This window comes from Oligoflexus sp., assembly GCF_035712445.1.
Taxonomy (GTDB): domain Bacteria; phylum Bdellovibrionota_B; class Oligoflexia; order Oligoflexales; family Oligoflexaceae; genus Oligoflexus.
Genome location: NZ_DASTAT010000111.1, coordinates 42,511 through 59,533, shown reverse-complemented (window position 1 = coordinate 59,533; position 17,023 = coordinate 42,511). Strand labels below are relative to the sequence as shown.

General features: G+C 54.7%; 14 protein-coding genes. 11 read left to right on the top strand and 3 right to left on the bottom strand.

Translation table 11 applies throughout. From position 1 onward, the window contains the following. Positions 1-126: 126 nt before the first annotated feature. From VFO10_RS24510 to dinB, 3 genes are all read left to right on the top strand, one after another. Positions 127-2,850 carry a phosphoenolpyruvate synthase gene (locus VFO10_RS24510; protein ID WP_325144633.1) on the top strand — a complete coding sequence of 908 codons (2,724 nt, stop codon included), beginning with the start codon at positions 127-129 and terminating at the stop codon, positions 2,848-2,850. Positions 2,851-2,853: 3 nt separating this feature from the next. Continuing rightward, a complete protein-coding gene (locus VFO10_RS24505) occupies positions 2,854-3,873 on the top strand; it encodes a hypothetical protein (protein WP_325144632.1) in 1,020 nt (339 codons plus the stop codon). 79 nt (positions 3,874-3,952) lie between these two features. Beyond that, positions 3,953-5,035, top strand: a complete 1,083-nt coding sequence (gene dinB / locus VFO10_RS24500) for a DNA polymerase IV (protein ID WP_325144631.1) — start codon at positions 3,953-3,955, stop codon at positions 5,033-5,035. Positions 5,036-5,267: 232 nt separating this feature from the next. Here dinB and VFO10_RS24495 read toward each other — a convergent pair whose 3' ends face one another. Beyond that, the gene (locus tag VFO10_RS24495) at positions 5,268-5,465 is read right to left on the bottom strand and encodes a hypothetical protein (protein WP_325144630.1); all 198 of its coding nucleotides are present in this window, start codon (positions 5,463-5,465) and stop codon (positions 5,268-5,270) included. Positions 5,466-5,655: 190 nt separating this feature from the next. On the opposite strand from VFO10_RS24495, the gene VFO10_RS24490 reads away from it, so the two are divergent. The 8 genes from VFO10_RS24490 (at position 5,656) to VFO10_RS24455 (ending at position 15,071) form a co-directional block, all read left to right on the top strand. Further along, complete coding sequence (locus tag VFO10_RS24490) at positions 5,656-7,629, top strand: SulP family inorganic anion transporter (protein ID WP_325144629.1); 1,974 nt, start codon at positions 5,656-5,658, stop codon at positions 7,627-7,629. A gap of 14 nt (positions 7,630-7,643) precedes the next feature. Beyond that, positions 7,644-8,549 (top strand): SPFH domain-containing protein, encoded by a 906-nt coding sequence (locus VFO10_RS24485; RefSeq protein WP_325144628.1) that lies wholly within the window; start codon positions 7,644-7,646, stop codon positions 8,547-8,549. Next, on the top strand, positions 8,546-9,481 hold the full coding sequence (locus VFO10_RS24480; protein ID WP_325144627.1) for an SPFH domain-containing protein: 936 nt from the start codon (positions 8,546-8,548) through the stop codon (positions 9,479-9,481). Before VFO10_RS24485 ends, VFO10_RS24480 begins: the two co-directional genes overlap by 4 nt. A gap of 23 nt (positions 9,482-9,504) precedes the next feature. Continuing rightward, on the top strand, positions 9,505-9,951 hold the full coding sequence (locus VFO10_RS24475) for a hypothetical protein (protein ID WP_325144626.1): 447 nt from the start codon (positions 9,505-9,507) through the stop codon (positions 9,949-9,951). A gap of 118 nt (positions 9,952-10,069) precedes the next feature. Further along, positions 10,070-10,609, top strand: coding sequence for a hypothetical protein (locus tag VFO10_RS24470; protein ID WP_325144625.1), 540 nt, complete (start codon positions 10,070-10,072; stop codon positions 10,607-10,609). Positions 10,610-10,704: 95 nt separating this feature from the next. Beyond that, on the top strand, positions 10,705-12,258 hold the full coding sequence (locus VFO10_RS24465) for a hypothetical protein (RefSeq protein WP_325144624.1): 1,554 nt from the start codon (positions 10,705-10,707) through the stop codon (positions 12,256-12,258). A 162-nt stretch (positions 12,259-12,420) separates the two neighbouring features. Next, entirely contained in the window at positions 12,421-13,185 is a 765-nt protein-coding gene (locus VFO10_RS24460; protein WP_325144623.1) for a sporulation protein, read from the top strand. A 170-nt stretch (positions 13,186-13,355) separates the two neighbouring features. Next, entirely contained in the window at positions 13,356-15,071 is a 1,716-nt protein-coding gene (locus tag VFO10_RS24455; protein ID WP_325144622.1) for an adenylate/guanylate cyclase domain-containing protein, read from the top strand. 24 nt (positions 15,072-15,095) lie between these two features. Here VFO10_RS24455 and VFO10_RS24450 read toward each other — a convergent pair whose 3' ends face one another. Next, positions 15,096-15,794, bottom strand: a complete 699-nt coding sequence (locus tag VFO10_RS24450) for an START domain-containing protein (RefSeq protein WP_325144621.1) — start codon at positions 15,792-15,794, stop codon at positions 15,096-15,098. A 74-nt stretch (positions 15,795-15,868) separates the two neighbouring features. Next, the gene (locus VFO10_RS24445) at positions 15,869-16,867 is read right to left on the bottom strand and encodes a tetratricopeptide repeat protein (protein ID WP_325144620.1); all 999 of its coding nucleotides are present in this window, start codon (positions 16,865-16,867) and stop codon (positions 15,869-15,871) included. Between the last annotated feature and the right edge of the window lie 156 nt (positions 16,868-17,023).

Below are 17,023 nucleotides of genomic sequence, written 5' to 3'. Positions count from 1 at the left end.
ACGTCTGGGGAAACCTTAAAAATATTGCAGCACCCGGGCTGGACAGACGCCACCAAAATGAAGTATGACGCTTTTGCAAAAAGAACAGAGCAACCTCTCGCCTGCAGATTTTTTTAGGGAGCTGGCATGAAACACTGGATTTTGAAGGCTCAGGATCATTTGGACCTCCAATCCGCAGAAACCGGCGGAAAAGCACGTAACCTGGCCTTTTTAAGTCAGAAAAACTTCCCGGTGCCGGCATGGTTCGCACTGGGTCGAGCCTCCCTGCAGGCCTTCCTTGATGACAATAATTTTCATGCTTTAATTCAGCGTGCGGAGCCGACCGAAGCTTTTGAAGCCGAAGTCCTGGCCGCATTTCTGGCCAAACCTCTGCCTCACGACGTGCTCACAGCGCTGCGAGGTGCTTTGCGCGATCATGATTTCCAAGATGACTTCGTCGCGGTCCGTTCCAGTGGTCTGGATGAAGACGGCGGCGCTCAATCCTTTGCCGGTCAGTATTCATCCTTTCTCTTTCAAAAGGGTGAAGAGCAGATCGTCGAATCCATCAAACGCTGCTGGGCCTCGGCTTTTTCCCATCGCGTTCTACACTATCGTCAGCAGAATAGACTCGATATCAAAGACAGCGCCATGGGCGTGGTCATTCAAAAAATGCTGCACGCCGACCGCGCAGGCGTGATGTTCACGCGCCATCCGATTAAAGTGCTCGATCGCGATAAGATCCTCATTTCGGCCGTATTTGGTGCGGGTGAAGGTCTTGTCAGTGGACTTTTGGCCGCTGACAGCTTCGAACTCTCCCGTGCCTCAGGCCAGGTGGAATCGGAGATCACGACCAAAACAGAAGCCCTGGAAATCGCCGCTGCAGGTGGCCTTCAGAAAGTGGCCGTCCCTTCAGACATGCAGAATCAGGCCGCCCTTTCCGTGGAACAGATTCAAAAACTCGGCGCCCTCGCCGACCTTGTCGAAAGCCGCGCCGGCAGTCCCCAGGATATCGAATTCGTCTTTGAACAGAATGAACTTTACCTGGTGCAGACCCGTCCGATCACCAATCTTCCACCAGAAGTTTATTATCAGTCCTATGAAAAGAAAACGCAGCCCTTCCTTTGGGATAACTCCAACATCATCGAAAGCTATTCCGGTGTGACTTCGCCCCTGACTTTCAGCTTTGCGAGCCGGGCTTATAACCAGGTCTATATCCAGTTCATGGATGTGATGGGGGTTCCGAAAAAACTCGTGGACGACATGGCCCCGACCTTCAGAAACCTGCTCGGTCTTCTGCGCGGCCGGATCTACTATAACCTTGCCAACTGGTACGAGCTGGTCCTGGCCCTCCCCGGAACGGCCAGCAATAAAACCTTCATGGAAACCATGATGGGTGTGAAGCAGGAGCTGGGTCCGGATCTGCAGAAGGTCTTTGATGGCATCCGCGCGGCTCCTCAGTATGGGTTCTTCGACAAGATCAAACTCCTGGCGAAGACCTTCTATCGCTTCCGCAAAATCGATCAGATCATCGCCGACTTCTTCCGCGACTTCAATCGCGTCTACCATGAAGCCCGCGCTGTGGATATGCGCGCCATGTCTCTTTCCGAGCAGATGGCCTATTACACGCATCTGGAAAACAGCTTCCTTAAAAAATGGCAGGCGCCGATCATCAATGATTATCTGTGCATGATCTTCTTCGGCCTTTTGAAAAAACTCACAGGCCAATGGATCAAGGGCGCTGATACGGATTCCCTGCAGAATGATCTTCTCTGCGGGGAAGGCGGCCTCGACAGCACCGAGCCGACCAAGTTCCTCCTGCGCCTTGCCAAACGCATCGACGCGGGTGATCCGGCCTTCAAAGCCTGGTTTACGAGCACCCCTGCGGATGAAATCATCACAGGCCTGCGCGGCACCTACAAGGATACCGCCGCGGCCAAGGACTTCGCGGAGTTTCTGGACCGCTTCGGTTTCCGCTGCGTGAATGAACTGAAACTCGAAGAACCCGATCTGCATGATGATCCGAGTTTCGTCGTGCATTCGTTGGTCAGCTATATTCGGATGGGCTCGTTCCAGACCGAAGACATGGAAATGCGCGAGCGTGAAATTCGCCAGAAAGCGGAAGCCATCGTCGATCAGAACCTTGGCGGCATAAAGCGCAAGGTTTATAACTTCGTCCTGCGCGAAGCCCGCCGGGCCGTGAAAAACCGGGAGAACCTGCGTTTTGCCCGTACCAAGAGCTTTGGCCTGACCCGGCACCTGTTCCGAGCCATGGGTTCGCAGCTCGTCCTGGCCAAACTTCTGCAGGATGAACGCGATATTTTCTATCTGAGCATTGATGAAATCATCGCCTTCGTCGAAGGCCGCGGCTTGACCACGCGCCTTCATGAAATCGTCGCCATCCGCAAGGCGGAATTCGATGAATACCGCCGCACGCCTTCGCCTCCCGAACGCTTTATCAGCTATGGAGCCGTGGGTTATTCCCTGGCCTGGCCGAGCGTGCTTTTGGAAGCCGACCTTCTGCGTAGTCTGCAGGAAGTGGGTGATGATCCGAATAAACTCCATGGCACACCCTGCTGCCCTGGTGTTGTGGAAGGCACCGTGCGCGTCGTGGAAACTTTAGCTGATGCCGCAGGCATCAACGGTGATATTCTCGTGACGTCGCGAACCGATCCAGGTTGGGTCCCGCTGTTCCCGTCCTGCTCGGGTCTTTTGATTGAACGCGGTTCGCTCCTGTCGCACTCGGCAGTCGTGGCTCGTGAACTCGGTCTGCCGACGATCGTGGGTGTGAACGGTGGATTGATGAAGCGCCTGCAAACAGGTGATCGTGTGCGTATTGATGCCGGCAAAGGTGAAATTACCATCCTGAGGTGATCCATGGTCCTTAAGATTGCGATTGAGAATCCCGCGACGTCTGAACATCAAGCCGCCTGGCATGACCTTGGAGTATATGACCCGACTCGTTTGAGCGCCGAGCATGAGTGGAATCTTCTGCAGGAGCTGGGACAGAAAGGGGCGCAGATGGCCCTTGTATTCCTGGATGAAAAGCCGGTTCTTCGCTTTGCGCTGAACCCCTTCCTTCCCGAAGAGGGCACGGCCGGACTTGGATTTTTCGCTCTGCACCCGGAGGCCAATGATGCCTTTTTGCAGGAAGGTTTTCAACTCGCTCTGCAGAAGATGATCACACCATCTTTGCGTAAACTCGTGGGTCCGATGAACGGCAACACCTGGTTCAGCTATCGCCTGCGCGTGGATCAGCATCCTTTGCAGTTCGATTGGGAACCCAAAGCGCAGCCGCGACTGGAAACACTGCTCGCGACGGCGGGATTTTCCTTCTGGGCCCATTATCACAGCATCGCAACCGCCGGATTGAAGGACATGCAGGCCTATCTGCAAAAGGACTTCACGCGTGTGATGGAAAAGGGCATGAGCCTGCGCCGCATCGGTCTTGAGGATCTGAAGACCGGCGCTCTTTTCGATCTGCATCGCTTGAGCCAGGTGGGATTCGCCGACAATCCCCTCTTCGTTCCGCTCAGTTTTGAAGCCTTCGCGCGGAGCTACCTGCAGGGAAAAACCGGCAAGGAAAACTTCATCACCATGGCCTATGATGCAAACGGTCGGGCTGTGGCCTTCTTCCTTGCCTTCCTGGAGCCGGCTCACCTCGGTCAGCCGCAAAAAACGCTGGTCTTGAAAACAGCCGCCACCGATCCCGAGTATCGCCGCCAGGGTCTGAGCAACGCGCTGCTCTATGCGATTTGCCAGGATCTGCCTGAGGCCGTGAGCGACACCTATATTTCCGCTCTGGTCTTTCAGGGTTGGACCAGCGAGTCCTTTGCCCGCCATGGAACCACACTCTGGGAACACCAGTACGTGCTGATGGCCAAAGATTTGGGTTGAATTCCCGTCCTTTTGCTCGACTGGACAAGCTCTCCCGGATAACATACATTTTTATGGAATTGTTTCCGGGAGCCATGTCATGGCAGCAGTGCACCCTTCCTTGCTTGAGCGAAAAATCATCCATTTCGATATGGATGCCTTTTACGCGTCCATTGAAATTCGGGATGATCCGAGTTTGAAGGATAAGCCTCTTGTCATTGGAGGCTCCCCTCAGTCGCGCGCCGTGGTCTGTACCGCGAGCTATGCCGCGCGAAAATTTGGCGTTAAGTCCGCCATGCCCTGCTCGCAGGCCGCGCGTCTTTGTCCCGATGCCATCTTCATGTCCCCCAACTTTCATAAATATCATGCGGTGTCGCAGGAGATCCGCGGCATCTTCCGCCAGTATACGCAGCAGATCGAACCGCTTTCTTTGGATGAAGCCTATCTGGATGTGACGCACAATGCGCATGGTCTTTACGCAACGAAACTCGCGAAGATGATGCAGGAGCAGATTTATGACGAACTGAAGCTGACCGGCTCCGCGGGCGTGGCTCCGAATAAACTGCTGGCGAAAATCGCATCGGATATCAATAAACCGAAGGGACTCACCGTGATCCTGCCGGAGCAGGCACTGCGGTTCATGGAGCATCTTCCTTTGCGGCGGATTCATGGCATTGGCCCGGCGAGTGAAAAGCGTCTGCAGAAGGCCGGGCTTTTCTATTGCCGTGATGTCTGGAAGCGTGATCCTGCGGATCTGGAAGCGGAGCTCGGGAGCATGGGCCGATGGATTTGGATACGTTCCCAGGGCATTGATGAAAGACCCGTGGAGGTGGAGCGTGAAAGAAAATCGCTCGGCAAGGAAGATACCTTTGCCACCGATATTCTGGATCTTGATGTTTTAATCAAGGAGCTGAAGGCGCTCGCCCAGGAAGTGGCCGAGGCTCTGCGGCGTCGGGGCCTGCGTGGCAAGACCATCACGGTGAAATGCAAGTACGCGGACTTTCATCAGGTGACGCGCAGCCGGTCCCTGCCGATGCCCACCGATGAAGCAGCACGGATCGAAGAGATCGCCTGCGAACTTTTGCGGCAGACCGAGGCGGGTCAACGCAAGGTTCGTCTCTTGGGTGTCAGTGTCGCAAATTTTGAACAGCTTCAGGAATTGCCGCTCGACCTTCAGGCCTGAGGGGGCCACGCACACAGCTTCCATTCCGTCACAAACTGCGACCTATCAGTTGTTCCCACCTTTTTGTACCTGGCCGCAAACACCGATTTTTCCGCGCTTTCATGCTGTACATAATTCGTACTTCACTGAAAATTTATAAACGCATTGGTTGACAACGCGGGAAGACACATGACAAAATTTTTTCCTCGTACAAAGTTCGCGTCGTTCTGCATGAATGCGGGTACTGATGAATTTATTTGCAAATATTCTGCGCAGAATCTGCTTTTACGCGCTTATGATCCTGATGCCTCTCTGCTTTACGCAGCAGAGCCAGGGCGGCTTTCCAGAACTCTGTGATCAGAAGAATGCCGAAGCGGAATCCGCTAAGCTTACTCTCTGCCGCATCTCGAATTCTCATCGAAAACTCCAGCCGGGAGTTTTGCGTTGTCATCCTTTCATCCGTCCTCTTCTGTGTCCTACTCGCGTCGATTGGGGATTCAGGACTCTGCGTCCCGAAACCTTTCCGTCCCTCCCATGGGCGTCGCGTAGCCTTCCCATGCTGTGTTGAGCCCGGACCTACACTGAACCACAAATAAAAATACGATGCATGGGTTGATGACTTTCAACACAGTGGGCTTTCTATGCAAAAATTTCATTCGCTTCTCAACTTTTGGAAGCAGAGCTGGCTCGATGTTTTTCGCAATCCGTTCCTGCCCCAGGATACGATGGCTGCGATTACGGTAGCGGCCGTGGCTCTGCCCTTGAACATTGCTCTGGCGGTGGCCTCGGGGCTGCCGCCGAGCGCGGGGCTTTTAGCCGGTGCCATCGGTGGGGCCATCGCGGCCATCTTCGGTGGGGCTCCTTTGCAGGTCACAGGTCCTGCAGCCGCATTGAATATCATGGTGCTGCATATCACCAAGGATTTTGGAGCCGCAGGCGTGGCTGCATCCTGTCTGATCATCGGCCTCGTGCAGCTGACCCTCTGCTGGCTCGCGGCCGGGCGTTTCATACGCTTTGTGCCCGAGGCGGTACTGGCAGGATTTACCACGGGCGTGGGACTTAAACTCCTCGATAATCAGATTCCGGAATTTCTGGGATTTCATTACACCGTCTTTGAATTGGCCGTGATGTTCGAGCGTCCCGACTGGCTTCATGAGGTTTCATGGCTGGCCGTCGTCTGCGGACTTTTCGTTGCACTGCTGGTCACGACCTGCAAGCCGTTCAAACGCTTTCCGGCTGCGCTGATCGGGATCGCGATTGTCACTGCGGTTTCCGTGCAGCTGAATTGGAATCTGGATCGCGTCGGAGCGATTCCTGCAGCTCTGCCGTGGCCGTCTCTGCCTCAGGTTTCGGCTGACAGGTGGTTGAGTCTGATTGTGGCCACACTTCCTTTGGCCCTGCTCGCCGCCATTGAATCGCTTCTGTCCGCGCAGGCCGTTGATCGACTCGCGCAGGCGAAAAAACCGCATCATCCCGATCTCGAACTCTTCGGTCAGGGCCTTGCCAATATTGGTTCGGGCCTCGTCAGTGGCATGCCGGTGTCCGGTGTGATCGTGCGATCCTCGGTGAATGTGCAGTGCGGAGCCCGGACAAGGCTCAGTTCTCTTCTGCATGGCGTCATCCTTTTGGTGTCGATTCTGTTTTTGAATGAAACCATGGCGCTGATTCCTCTGGCTGCCCTGGCAGGACTTCTTTGCGTCATCGGTATGAGGCTCATCGAGTTTCATACACTCGCTCATTTCTGGCAGAAGGAAAAAATCCAGGCCGTGGCCTTTCTTTTGACGGCGATCGGAACGCTGACAGGTCACCTGATGGGTGGACTGATCCTCGGCATTCTTCTGGCCAGTTTCAGCCACTGGCGGGCGGGCAGAATGCAGAGAGACTCGCGACCACGTCCTCAGCATGCGAAAGGCATCCGCGCCGTGATTCGGAGTCCGGATAAGAACCAAAGACGGCCGGGTCATTACCATCCGATCAGCGGGCAGAACAATTGGCTGTCGCAGATCCGCGAGAGGGCCCAGCTCGCAGCATCGGCTTTCGTGCATCAGAAAGCTTCGGTGATTGGTCGGGTCGTCCTTGGTGAGAACGCGCATATCGCAGCGGAAAGTTCGGTGCGTGCGGATGAGGGATCACCGTTCTTTATCGGTGCGAACTCGAACATTCAGGATGGTGTCGTCATCCATGCTCTGAAGGAAAAGTGGGTGAACGTCGCTGGCGAGGATTGGGCCGTCTTCATCGGAGAAGAGGTGTCGGTCGCGCATCAGGCCCTGATTCATGGACCCTGCTATATCGGGGATCATTCCTTCATCGGTTTTCAAGCGGTCGTGCATGATTCGGTGGTGGGATCCCATTGTTATATCGGTATCGGTGCGGTCGTTGTCGGTGTGGAGGTGGAGTCGGGTCGATATGTTCCGCATGGGACAGTCGTCGATACTCAGGCCAAGGCCGATCAGCTGCCGCCTGTGACCGACGCGCATCGGCATTTCAATGAAGACGTCGTCGACGTCAACAAGGGTTTGGTGTCGGCCTATCGTCGGCATCATCGGGAACAGACTGCGGGAAAGCGTCCATCGGCGCTGACCTTCGGCCAACGTCCGCTCGCGGATCGCTTTTAAAAGGAGTTTTTATCGTGTGGCCAGGTGAAATCGTGTTCAGTATGGTTTGTGGTTTCCTGCTGTATCTCATTTACCTTGCAAGTCGCAGCGTCTTCCAGATTCAGGAAGGGCACCTGGGAGTCTTGATCAGCTTCGGCAAAGTCATGCCGGCTGAACCCGGACGCGATCAGCTGAAAACATTCGGACCGGGGCTTCATTTGAAGTGGCCCTGGCAGCGTGTGCGTAAGGTTTCGATGATGGAACAAATGATAGATCTTTCCGGCGAAGAGGGCGGAACAACGGCCATGGCCTCGGACGGGACCATCCTGCGGCTCGATTCGAAACTGCGTCTGACCCCGGAGTTGGACCATCTGCATCACTATCTTTTTTCCATGGAACGTCCGGTCGAGCATGTGAAAGGTCTTTTTACCTGTCTTCTGCGCAATGAGATCGCGAACTTCGATCAGAAGGACGTCGCAGGGGCCCAGGAGCTGAAGACCGAGTCCTATCTACCGGCCGTACGCGTGGGTTCCTATGCGGCCATTCGCCGGGAACGCCGGCTTTTGAATCAGCATATTCAAAAATTCTGCCGGGCGCAGATCGGCAACCGTTACGGCGTGCGTTTCGATGGTGTGGATCTCACGGATATTCTTCCGCCTGAAGAGCTGGCACAATCGCTCAATAGTGTCATGAACGCCCAAAGTGAAGCGCAGAGACTCCTCGCGCAAACCGAAGCGGAATGTGAGCAGCGCATCCTCGCGGCCCGCAAAGGGCTGGCGATTGCCCGGTCGCGCGGTCGCGCGGTCGAGGATGAAATCGGAACGATGGCGGGCCTGCTGGCCGATCTGCAGAGGAATGGAACTCTGGATCTTTACATCGAGCGTCGCCGTGGTGAGGTATTGGCTGATTCCCGTATTTCCTATATCAAGAGGCCGTCATGACCATCAATTTCGCAATAGTTCTGGGTTTTCTGGGCGGGTTCTTCATGATCCCCTTGGCCGTTTTCCTGTTTCGCATGGTCACGCTTGAAGTCGAGGATGGGACCGCCACCATCATCACCGGCTTTGGGAAATGGAAGCGCACACTCGATCAGCCTGGTCTGGCCTTTTATCCCGGCAAGGCATGGCCCTGGGTGAAGGCGCAAACCCTGTCCCTGAAGCGGGATTTTCGTCATTATGCCGAGATTCATGTGAACGATCGGAGCGGCACCACGGTCGTGATCGATCTTTGGCTCGAACTCTCGATCGTCAAGCCCGAGAATACTTTGTTCCGCGTCGAAAATTTCGAGGCGGCGCTGCAAAGTCTTCTGACCAATTCCACCGCCTCCATCCTCGGCAACTTTGAATTCCAGCAGATCCTCAGCAATCGCAGTGAACTCGGCCGCATCCTGAAAGAGGACATCCGCGAGGAGACGCAGCGCTGGGGCCTTGAGATTGAGCTGGTCTTCATCAGTAAGCTCAGTCTTTTGCCGGATGTCGCGCAGCAGCTCTTTGATACGGTGGCGGCGCGGCTGGATAAGGCGCGTGCGGATATAGAAGAGGCAGGTCGATTGGAAGCGGCGCAGCTGGAAGCTGAGACGTCGGCAAAGATCGCGGCTCTGGTCGCTGAAGCCCAGGGACAGTATGCGCTGGCGGTCGGCAATGCCTATCATAGGCTGAGCAAGAATCAGGAACTTCTTTTCGCCTATCGCGAACTCTATGAGCTTTCGCTGATGAAACCGCAGCGCACGGTCGCCTTCCGTGGCTTCGCGGATTCGGAGATGAAAGCTCTGGATGCGGCCATGGCCGTACCGAATGTCTTTGAACATATTCCCATTCACGGCAGCCGCCAGACGGCCATGCATGCCGCGGATCGGGATGGTCGACAAAGTTAACTCCGTGACTTAAGGAAAACGTGATGTCCAAGATGGGAATGATCAGCGCTGTGATCGGTCTTGCGGTGGGAACTCTGGCCCAGGCCTCGACCCACTCGACGAAGTGGACTCTGCGCAATGAGGCCAAGGATGCGATGACACTCGCCTGCCGGAATACCTCGGCTCTGGAGATGGAAATCGTCCTGCCTGAACAGACGCTCGCAGCCGGTGAACAGATCATCTACGATTGGGGGGACCGTTTCTATAATGATGGTCTTTGGCTCAATCCCGGAACGTGGACCTGCGTGCTCAAATCGGTGACGAAAAAATCACGGGCCGAGCGCACAGAAACGTTCGCGACCGATTGGGGTGAGGCGATCACGCTGGTCCTCAGTCGCTTTGATGATCAGCCGCGTCTCAGAAAAATCCCGATGAAAACACCCATCGCGACCAAGGATGGGTCAGAAAGCAGGACAAAAGGCTCCAAGTAAGCCAGGGTCTATGGGTCCAGGCGATTGGCCTGGGCCCTTTTTCCAGGTCGCCAGTCGCGTTTTTCTGTGGCAAACTTCCCGCGGATTTTGCCATGAACGATTTGCCTGAGTGGACCTTATGAAATACTTTTTTATCCCTCTTGTCTTCCTGGCTGCTGGATTTTCGGGCCGGGTTTCCGCTGAAACATTTATGCCTCCTGCCCAGGATCAATGGATTGAGCTGGGGCTGGAAGCCTTGAAGCAGGAAGCGCCTGGCATTCGCTTTGGTGCAGCCTATGTCATGAACATGGGGATTCCCTCGCTGGTTTCCAAGATTGGTTTGGACGGCGGACTTTATTCCTTTAAAGGGATGAGTGGACTGGCGCCGGAATATGGTTTTTTCCTGGTATCCACAGTGTATGCGACGCCCTCCTATGCGGCCCTGATCAAGACCGGGCTCTATACTCTGGCCTTTATGGAAAGCGAAAGCACCGACACGTCGATGTCCTCTGTTGCGATCGAGCCGTCCTTGCAGTGGAATCGCAAGGGAGTCTTTTGGGAAATCGGTTTCGGTGCCCGCTATTGGAAGGGAGATTCGGATCGAATTGAAGTCGGATCTGTGACCATCGAAAAGGAATGGCTTTTTTATCCCAAGATCGGTGTCAGCGGCCATTTTTAGCCTGAATCGCCTGGAATAGGCTTTGCAAATGCCAGGTGGTTCCGGGACCTATTTGCTGTCGACTGATCCTTTCTCTTTTTGATGTGGAGCAGAAAATGATGTGGTTCTGCCGCTTTCCCGCCCTTTTGGGTTTGGCATGTCTTCTGACGCAATGTGTCCAAAATCAACCCGACAGCGAGCTGATGGACAAAGCCAGCCCGGAAGCTGAACTGCAGGACTTTTCCTATGCCGGCTATCGTCAGGGTCTTGGGGTGATTGCCTCCGCGAGTTTTGCCGAAGAGCAGGTGATCGAAGCGCCGCATGATGGGCGTGAGGATGCATCCCCGGCCTTTCAAAAGGCTTTTGCCGCGGCCATGTCCAAAGGTGTCTCGATGAAGCTGCGTATCCCCGAGGGCACTTATCGCCTGGATCAAACCGTCCAGATCATAGGGCGGAATATTCTTTTGCAGGGGGCCGGTGCGGATAAAACCCGTCTTATTTTTACCAATCCTGACGCGAAGCTTATGCTCGGTGAATTCACAGGGACGCAGTCGCCTGCGGATGGATCGTGGAAGCTGAGCGCGGATGCTGCGATCGGCGATCGAACTCTCACGGTTACGAATAGCACGGGGCTTAAGATCGGTGATGATATCGTCGTGACCTTTAAGCTGAGCCCGGAATTCATAGCCGAGCATCAGGCCTCGCCCTGGTGGGACGGACAGCTCGGAAATTCGTTTGAAATCTTTCGGCGACAGGTCACAGCCCTTGATGGTCAGAAGGTGACGCTGGATACGCCCCTGCGTTATCCGGTTAAAATCAGGGATCAGGCTGAGCTGAAGCGCCTGACACGATCGAGTTCGGAATTGGGCCTGGAAGGCATCGGCGTGCATAACGCAGCCGAGAGCGTCACCCAAGCCTGGGAAGCGAAGCCTGGCTCCTCGCCTCTTCTGATGGTGCAGTGCCGCGATTGTTATGTGCGTAATGTCAGCAGTTTTCCCGTCGAAGGGAAGGTGCATCATCTCCTGAGTCACGGCCTTGTCATTCGGAAGAGTTATCGAGTCACCGTCGATAATGTGCATATGGCCCATACCCAGAACCGTGGTCCAGGAGGCAGCGGTTATCTTTTCATGGTGGCGGGCTCCAATGAAGTTTTGATCAAAAACTCCTCGGGTACGGCCGGGCGTCATAATCTGACCTTTGTCGGACGTTTTGCAAACAGCGGAAACGTCGTGCATAAGTTCAGGAGCAGCGGTGGGCGTATCTGCAGCACCCTGGAAGCGGATCTTGCGAATAACTGCTCGGTTGGACCTGTGGATACCCACGAATCCCTGGCCATCGCGAATCTTTTCGATCTGATCGAACTGGATGATGGCCTTGAAATAGGCAATCGACAGGATAAGTCGAATAACGTCGGGCCGACGGGAACCTTGAACGTCATCTGGAATGTGAAAGGCAGCGGTTTTGTGAATTCCTACAACACCGGGACCGGCTATGTGTTCGGCAGTGAGCCGGGCATCAAGCTTTACTATAAGCTCGATGAAAGCTTCCCCAAGGCCAGGGCCGTCGCGCTGAACACCGGGGCCGAGGATAGCATTCAAAGCGCCGGTCAGATGATGCCGGAGCCGTCGCTTTATGTCCTGCAGCTGAAGAAACGACGGAATCAGAAGTAGTATGTAGACTTTTCAACATATAACAAAAAGCGAAGATTCACTTCAAATCAATCGTTTTGATTTATATCTCCAGACGTAGTTTATTAGGGATGTTGTCGAGCTGGCTCATGGATTGAGTCGCGAGCTTGTCGAACCCGCTCAAGCATTCTGGAGGAAACACACATGGTCTTCGGTCGCATCCTGGCATCTGTTGGTATTGGTGGCGCCAAGGTTGATACAAAAATTTCCAACCCTAATCTTTCACCAGGCGGATTGATGCGCGGCACGGTCAACCTGCAAGGTGGGTCTGTGGACCAGGCGATCGAACGCATCGACATCGCGCTGGAAACCTATGCGAAGCAGGAAGTCGGTGATGGTGAAACCCAGCAGAATGTGGTGATCGGTGTCGAGACCGTGGCCCCTGCTCTGAAGATCAAGGCGGGTCAGACTCTGGAAATTCCCTTTGAAGTGCGTGTTCCCTGGGACGCTCCTTTGAATCGCGTCTACGGCTATGACGTTCCTGTGTCGATTTATTTAAGGACCCATGTGCATCTTGCCAATGCCGTGGACTCCGGTGACAAAGATCCCCTTTGGATCAGTCCGCTCCCGGCCCAGCAGCACGTGCTGGATGCCATGAGACGGCTCGGTTTCCGCCTGCATAAGGTGGATGTCGAATATGGTCAGATTCAAGGCGCGCGCCTGCCTTTCTTCCAGGAGATCGAATTCTATCCGGGATCGGATTACTTCGGGCGCCTCGAAGAAGTGGAAGTGACCTTTATCAATCGTGCCTATGATATGGATGTGATCTTTGAAGTGGACCGTCGGGCGCGGGGTTTTCGCTCCATGTTCGGGGGACATGATGATCAGATCCGATTCTTCCGCGTGGCTTACGATGAGGCCGATCGAACCGACTTCGAACGTCTGATTCAGCATACTCTGCAGGTCTAAGTTTGCTTCCCCCGGCCCTGGTCGGGGGATTTTCCGCCTTTTCCTTCCCCGCAAATCCTCCTCGTGATTTGGAAATTTGAAATCATTCACCCGCGTAATACTTTTGTCTTTCAGTCCTTTGAAATTTAGCCGATCGGGTTTTTTATCGAAAAACCAAGGCGTGGTACCCAATGTCTTTACGATTGAAAACGCTCTTAATTACGGCAATGACCCTGACCACCCTCCTTCTGGTGCTGACGGTCAGCCTTCGCTCCATCCTTTTGGAAAGCTATCGGCAGATTGAAGAGCAGGATGCCCTGCAGAATCTCGATCGCGGCGTGAATGCCTTCATGGGTTCGCTCGATCACATGGATCGAACGACCCAGGATTACAGCTATTGGGATGATCTCTATCGCTACATGATTACCAAAGATAGGGCCTTCGCGGATGTGAATCTGGTCGACTCGACGTTCAGCAACACCCGCTGGAACCTGCTCCTCCTTTTTAATCCTGAAGGGAAGAACGTCTATGCGGGCGCTTTCGATCTGGATGCCAAGGCCTCCATGGACGTTCCCGAGGCCTGGAAAAAAGCCATCGAATCGCGCCTTCCGCGGCTGAAACCCGAGACGGATAAAGCCGCGGTCCGTGGACTTTTGCAGGTCCCGGAAGGTGTGATGATGATTGTGGCTCGCGAGATCCTTCAGAGTAATCTGAGCGGCCCCTCGCAAGGCCTCATGGTCACGGGCCGCCTTCTTTCCGGTCAAGAGAACAGGCTTCTGGCCGAGCAGACGCGTTTGAACCTGCGCTGGCAGCCGCTCTCGCAGGCCCAACTGGATGGCCTTGAGCAGGAACTCACAAAGGGACTGAAGACGGATCATGCAAGGGCCATGCGGCCGATGAATGACAAGGAGCTTTTGGCTATTGAACTCATCCATGACCTGGATGGTCAGCCTGCTCTCTACATGATGCTGGTTTTGCCGCGAACCATATTTATGCAAGGGCAGAAGAGTCTTTATTATCTGATTTCCGCTGTCGTGATTTGCGCCAGCGTATTCTCGGTCATGATCCTTTGGCTTCTGGAGCGCTTTGTTCTGGCCCGCATGTCGCGCCTGTCCGCGGAAGTCGTGGCGCTGGGTGAAGGTCAGGATCTGAGCCGCCGCATCACAGGCAGCGGCCAGGACGAGATCGGCCAGCTTTCCGTTGCGATCAATCGCATGCTGACGACGCATGAGGACCTTCATGTGCTCCTGGAGCGCGAAAAGGGCAAGTCCGAACGCCTGCTGCATAACGTGCTGCCGGATGCCATTGCCACCCGACTCAAAGAGAGTTCCGGGGTCATCGCCGAGAGCTACGCGGAGGTGACAATCCTTTTCGCTGATATCGTCGACTTTACGACGATGTCGACCCAGGTCAGCCCCGAATATCTGGTCAATATGCTGAATGAAGTGTTTTCCGCCTTTGATCACCTTGCAGAAAAACATGGACTCGAGAAGATCAAGACGATTGGTGATGCCTATATGGTGGTGGGCGGCCTGCCGGAAAAAAGAGAGGATCACGCAGAAGCAGTCACACGCATGGCCCTCGACATGCTCGCCGTTCTGGAGGATATCAGCCGCACGCGTGGACAGCGACTGCAGGTGCGCATCGGCATCAATACCGGGCCTGTCGTGGCCGGCGTGATCGGGACCAAAAAGTTTCTCTATGATCTTTGGGGTGATACGGTCAATACCGCAAGCCGCATGGAGTCATCCGGCATTCCCGGAAAAATTCAGGTGACCGAAGCAACCCTTCAGCGACTGGAAGGCCGTTTTCAAATCCAGGCCTTGGGCGAGCGGGATATCAAAGGCAAAGGCCGGATCCCTGTGTTCCTCGTGCTGGACGAGACGAGACGGAAGGATGCGGCCTAGATTGGATGGCAAAGGAAGGCGGCTTCAGTGGGCCACTTTCATTTTGGGCTTCATCACCTTGTTATAGATGTCCCACTCCTGAACGAACGACTTTTTCACCTGCTTTCTAAGGCCGGCGAGCGTCTTGTACGGCCAGTTCTTTTGAACGATGTTCACCACCCAGGTCGGCAGGATCCCTTTGGGATCGGCCAGATATTCCGCTTTGACGAAAGTCTGGTTCGGACCTTTGGGCTGCAGCACATAACGTCCATGCAGTATCACGCCGCGGACGCCGATCGAATCCTTGGCGGGAGCCTTTGGATGCTCCACCGATTTCACATCGACGATGACCGCGTTTATGCTTTCATCGACGGAAAAATCATAGCGATAGACGAAGTCGCGGTTGGTGACGGGAAAGGGCATCGAGAACGCTGCATACTGAATGTTCGAGAGGTCGGAAGGGGTCTCGATGGTCTTGGTGCTTTTGAATTTATCGACCCAATCCCCTTTGTGTTCATTATCCATCAAAACCCAGAGGATCTTGCCGACCGATGCATTGATGATGCATTCTCCGCCGACGCCTTTGACCTCGCTGTCGGGGAAGGACTTGCGGAAAACGGTAATGCCGTCCTCTTCATTGATTTTCTGCCAGCCCATGTTTTGCCATTCCTTCACGCCGGCGCTGACCGGCTCTTGCCATAACAGAAGGCTAACAAAGGCCAAAGCGATGGACCGTGCTATCATGCAAAATCTCCTGGCGATGCAAAGGATAAATTTGTTTTTATTGTATCCTTGGAGACGCCTGTCTGGCAAGGCCCTCACACTTCCACAAGGTAGATTCCGCCCGCGATGGGTACTTGGGCTTGAAGCCGCAAAGGCTCGACCTGAAAGGCGCGCAGGTGCATTCCATGCGTCCTTAGTCGTGATTGTATGTAAGCAAGACTATGCTGGTAACGCCCGCTTATCATAAGGCGCGGGGAATTCCCGCTTTCCTGAAACTCGGTGCTGAACAATAAAAAAGCCGGGGACTTGGCTTTCTGCCTGATCACGGTGAAAAGGGAGTCGACCTCGCCGATATAAGGCAGAAGATCGGCAGCCAGGAAAAGATCGTAGGATTCCGTGGCAGCTCCCAGGGTTTCCATGCAGTCGCCCGCTATCAGCTGGCGGTAGATGTTTCTTTCCGCCGCCCGCTCCAGCATCACAGGCGAAAGATCGTAGCCGTCCACGTGGGTCACGAGCTTTTGAAAGGCGTCCATGCTGCGTCCCGTTCCGCAGCCCAGGTCACAGGCCTCATAACGCCGGCCGCGCGCGGGACCATAGCTGTTCAAGAGGTTCCGCAGACTCTCGGGAGCTTTATACTTCAGCACCTGATTCATGTGCTGATCATAGGTCGCCGCATACTGATCGAAGAGTTCGATGACATAAGCCGCGGGTGCGCGCGGCGGCGTGCTTCCATCCAAAGCCGCCAGGAAATAGTGAGCCGTCACGTTCTCGGGATCGAGCGCGAGGATTTTTCCATAGCACTCGCGCGCCTTGTCGCGCTTTTGAGTCGAACGATAAAGGGGCGCGAGGTTCACGAGGATGTCGGGATCCTTCGGATTCAATCGGTAGGCATGCTCATAGACGCCGATGGCCTTTTCATGCTGCCCGATCGTGCGCAGAAGATTGCCAAGGTTATAGCAGAGATCGGCATCATCAGGATTTAAAAGTATGGCCTGCCGATAGATGCGGAGAGCTTCCGCATAACGCCCTTCCTTATGCAGGGTGGTCGCCAGGATTTTCCAATAACGCCGACTGCGCTGCGCTTCCTCGTGCATGGTCTCTCCGTGAAAATTCCCTTCTATAACCATAACGCAGTGCTTCCCGGCTTGACAGATCTGCCCAAAAAGTAAACAAGGGCGAGCCGCAAATTTTAATGAATTCAATATGTTAAATGTGGCATTGGGATTGCTTGGTAAGAATTGCTCCCAGCT

Bases quoted from the DNA above. Each gene is read 5' to 3' on its own strand.
- VFO10_RS24495 (WP_325144630.1), bottom strand. From the start codon at position 5,465: ATGACAACGCAAAACTCCCGGCTGGAGTTTTCGATGAGAATTCGAGAT.
- VFO10_RS24445 (WP_325144620.1), bottom strand. From the start codon at position 16,867: ATGCACGAGGAAGCGCAGCGCAGTCGGCGTTATTGGAAAATCCTGGCG.
- dinB (WP_325144631.1), top strand. From the start codon at position 3,953: ATGGCAGCAGTGCACCCTTCCTTGCTTGAGCGAAAAATCATCCATTTC.
- VFO10_RS24480 (WP_325144627.1), top strand. From the start codon at position 8,546: ATGACCATCAATTTCGCAATAGTTCTGGGTTTTCTGGGCGGGTTCTTC.
- VFO10_RS24475 (WP_325144626.1), top strand. From the start codon at position 9,505: ATGTCCAAGATGGGAATGATCAGCGCTGTGATCGGTCTTGCGGTGGGA.
- VFO10_RS24460 (WP_325144623.1), top strand. From the start codon at position 12,421: ATGGTCTTCGGTCGCATCCTGGCATCTGTTGGTATTGGTGGCGCCAAG.
- VFO10_RS24510 (WP_325144633.1), top strand. From the start codon at position 127: ATGAAACACTGGATTTTGAAGGCTCAGGATCATTTGGACCTCCAATCC.
- VFO10_RS24490 (WP_325144629.1), top strand. From the start codon at position 5,656: ATGCAAAAATTTCATTCGCTTCTCAACTTTTGGAAGCAGAGCTGGCTC.
- VFO10_RS24450 (WP_325144621.1), bottom strand. From the start codon at position 15,794: ATGATAGCACGGTCCATCGCTTTGGCCTTTGTTAGCCTTCTGTTATGG.
- VFO10_RS24465 (WP_325144624.1), top strand. From the start codon at position 10,705: ATGATGTGGTTCTGCCGCTTTCCCGCCCTTTTGGGTTTGGCATGTCTT.
- VFO10_RS24455 (WP_325144622.1), top strand. From the start codon at position 13,356: ATGTCTTTACGATTGAAAACGCTCTTAATTACGGCAATGACCCTGACC.
- VFO10_RS24505 (WP_325144632.1), top strand. From the start codon at position 2,854: ATGGTCCTTAAGATTGCGATTGAGAATCCCGCGACGTCTGAACATCAA.
- VFO10_RS24470 (WP_325144625.1), top strand. From the start codon at position 10,070: ATGAAATACTTTTTTATCCCTCTTGTCTTCCTGGCTGCTGGATTTTCG.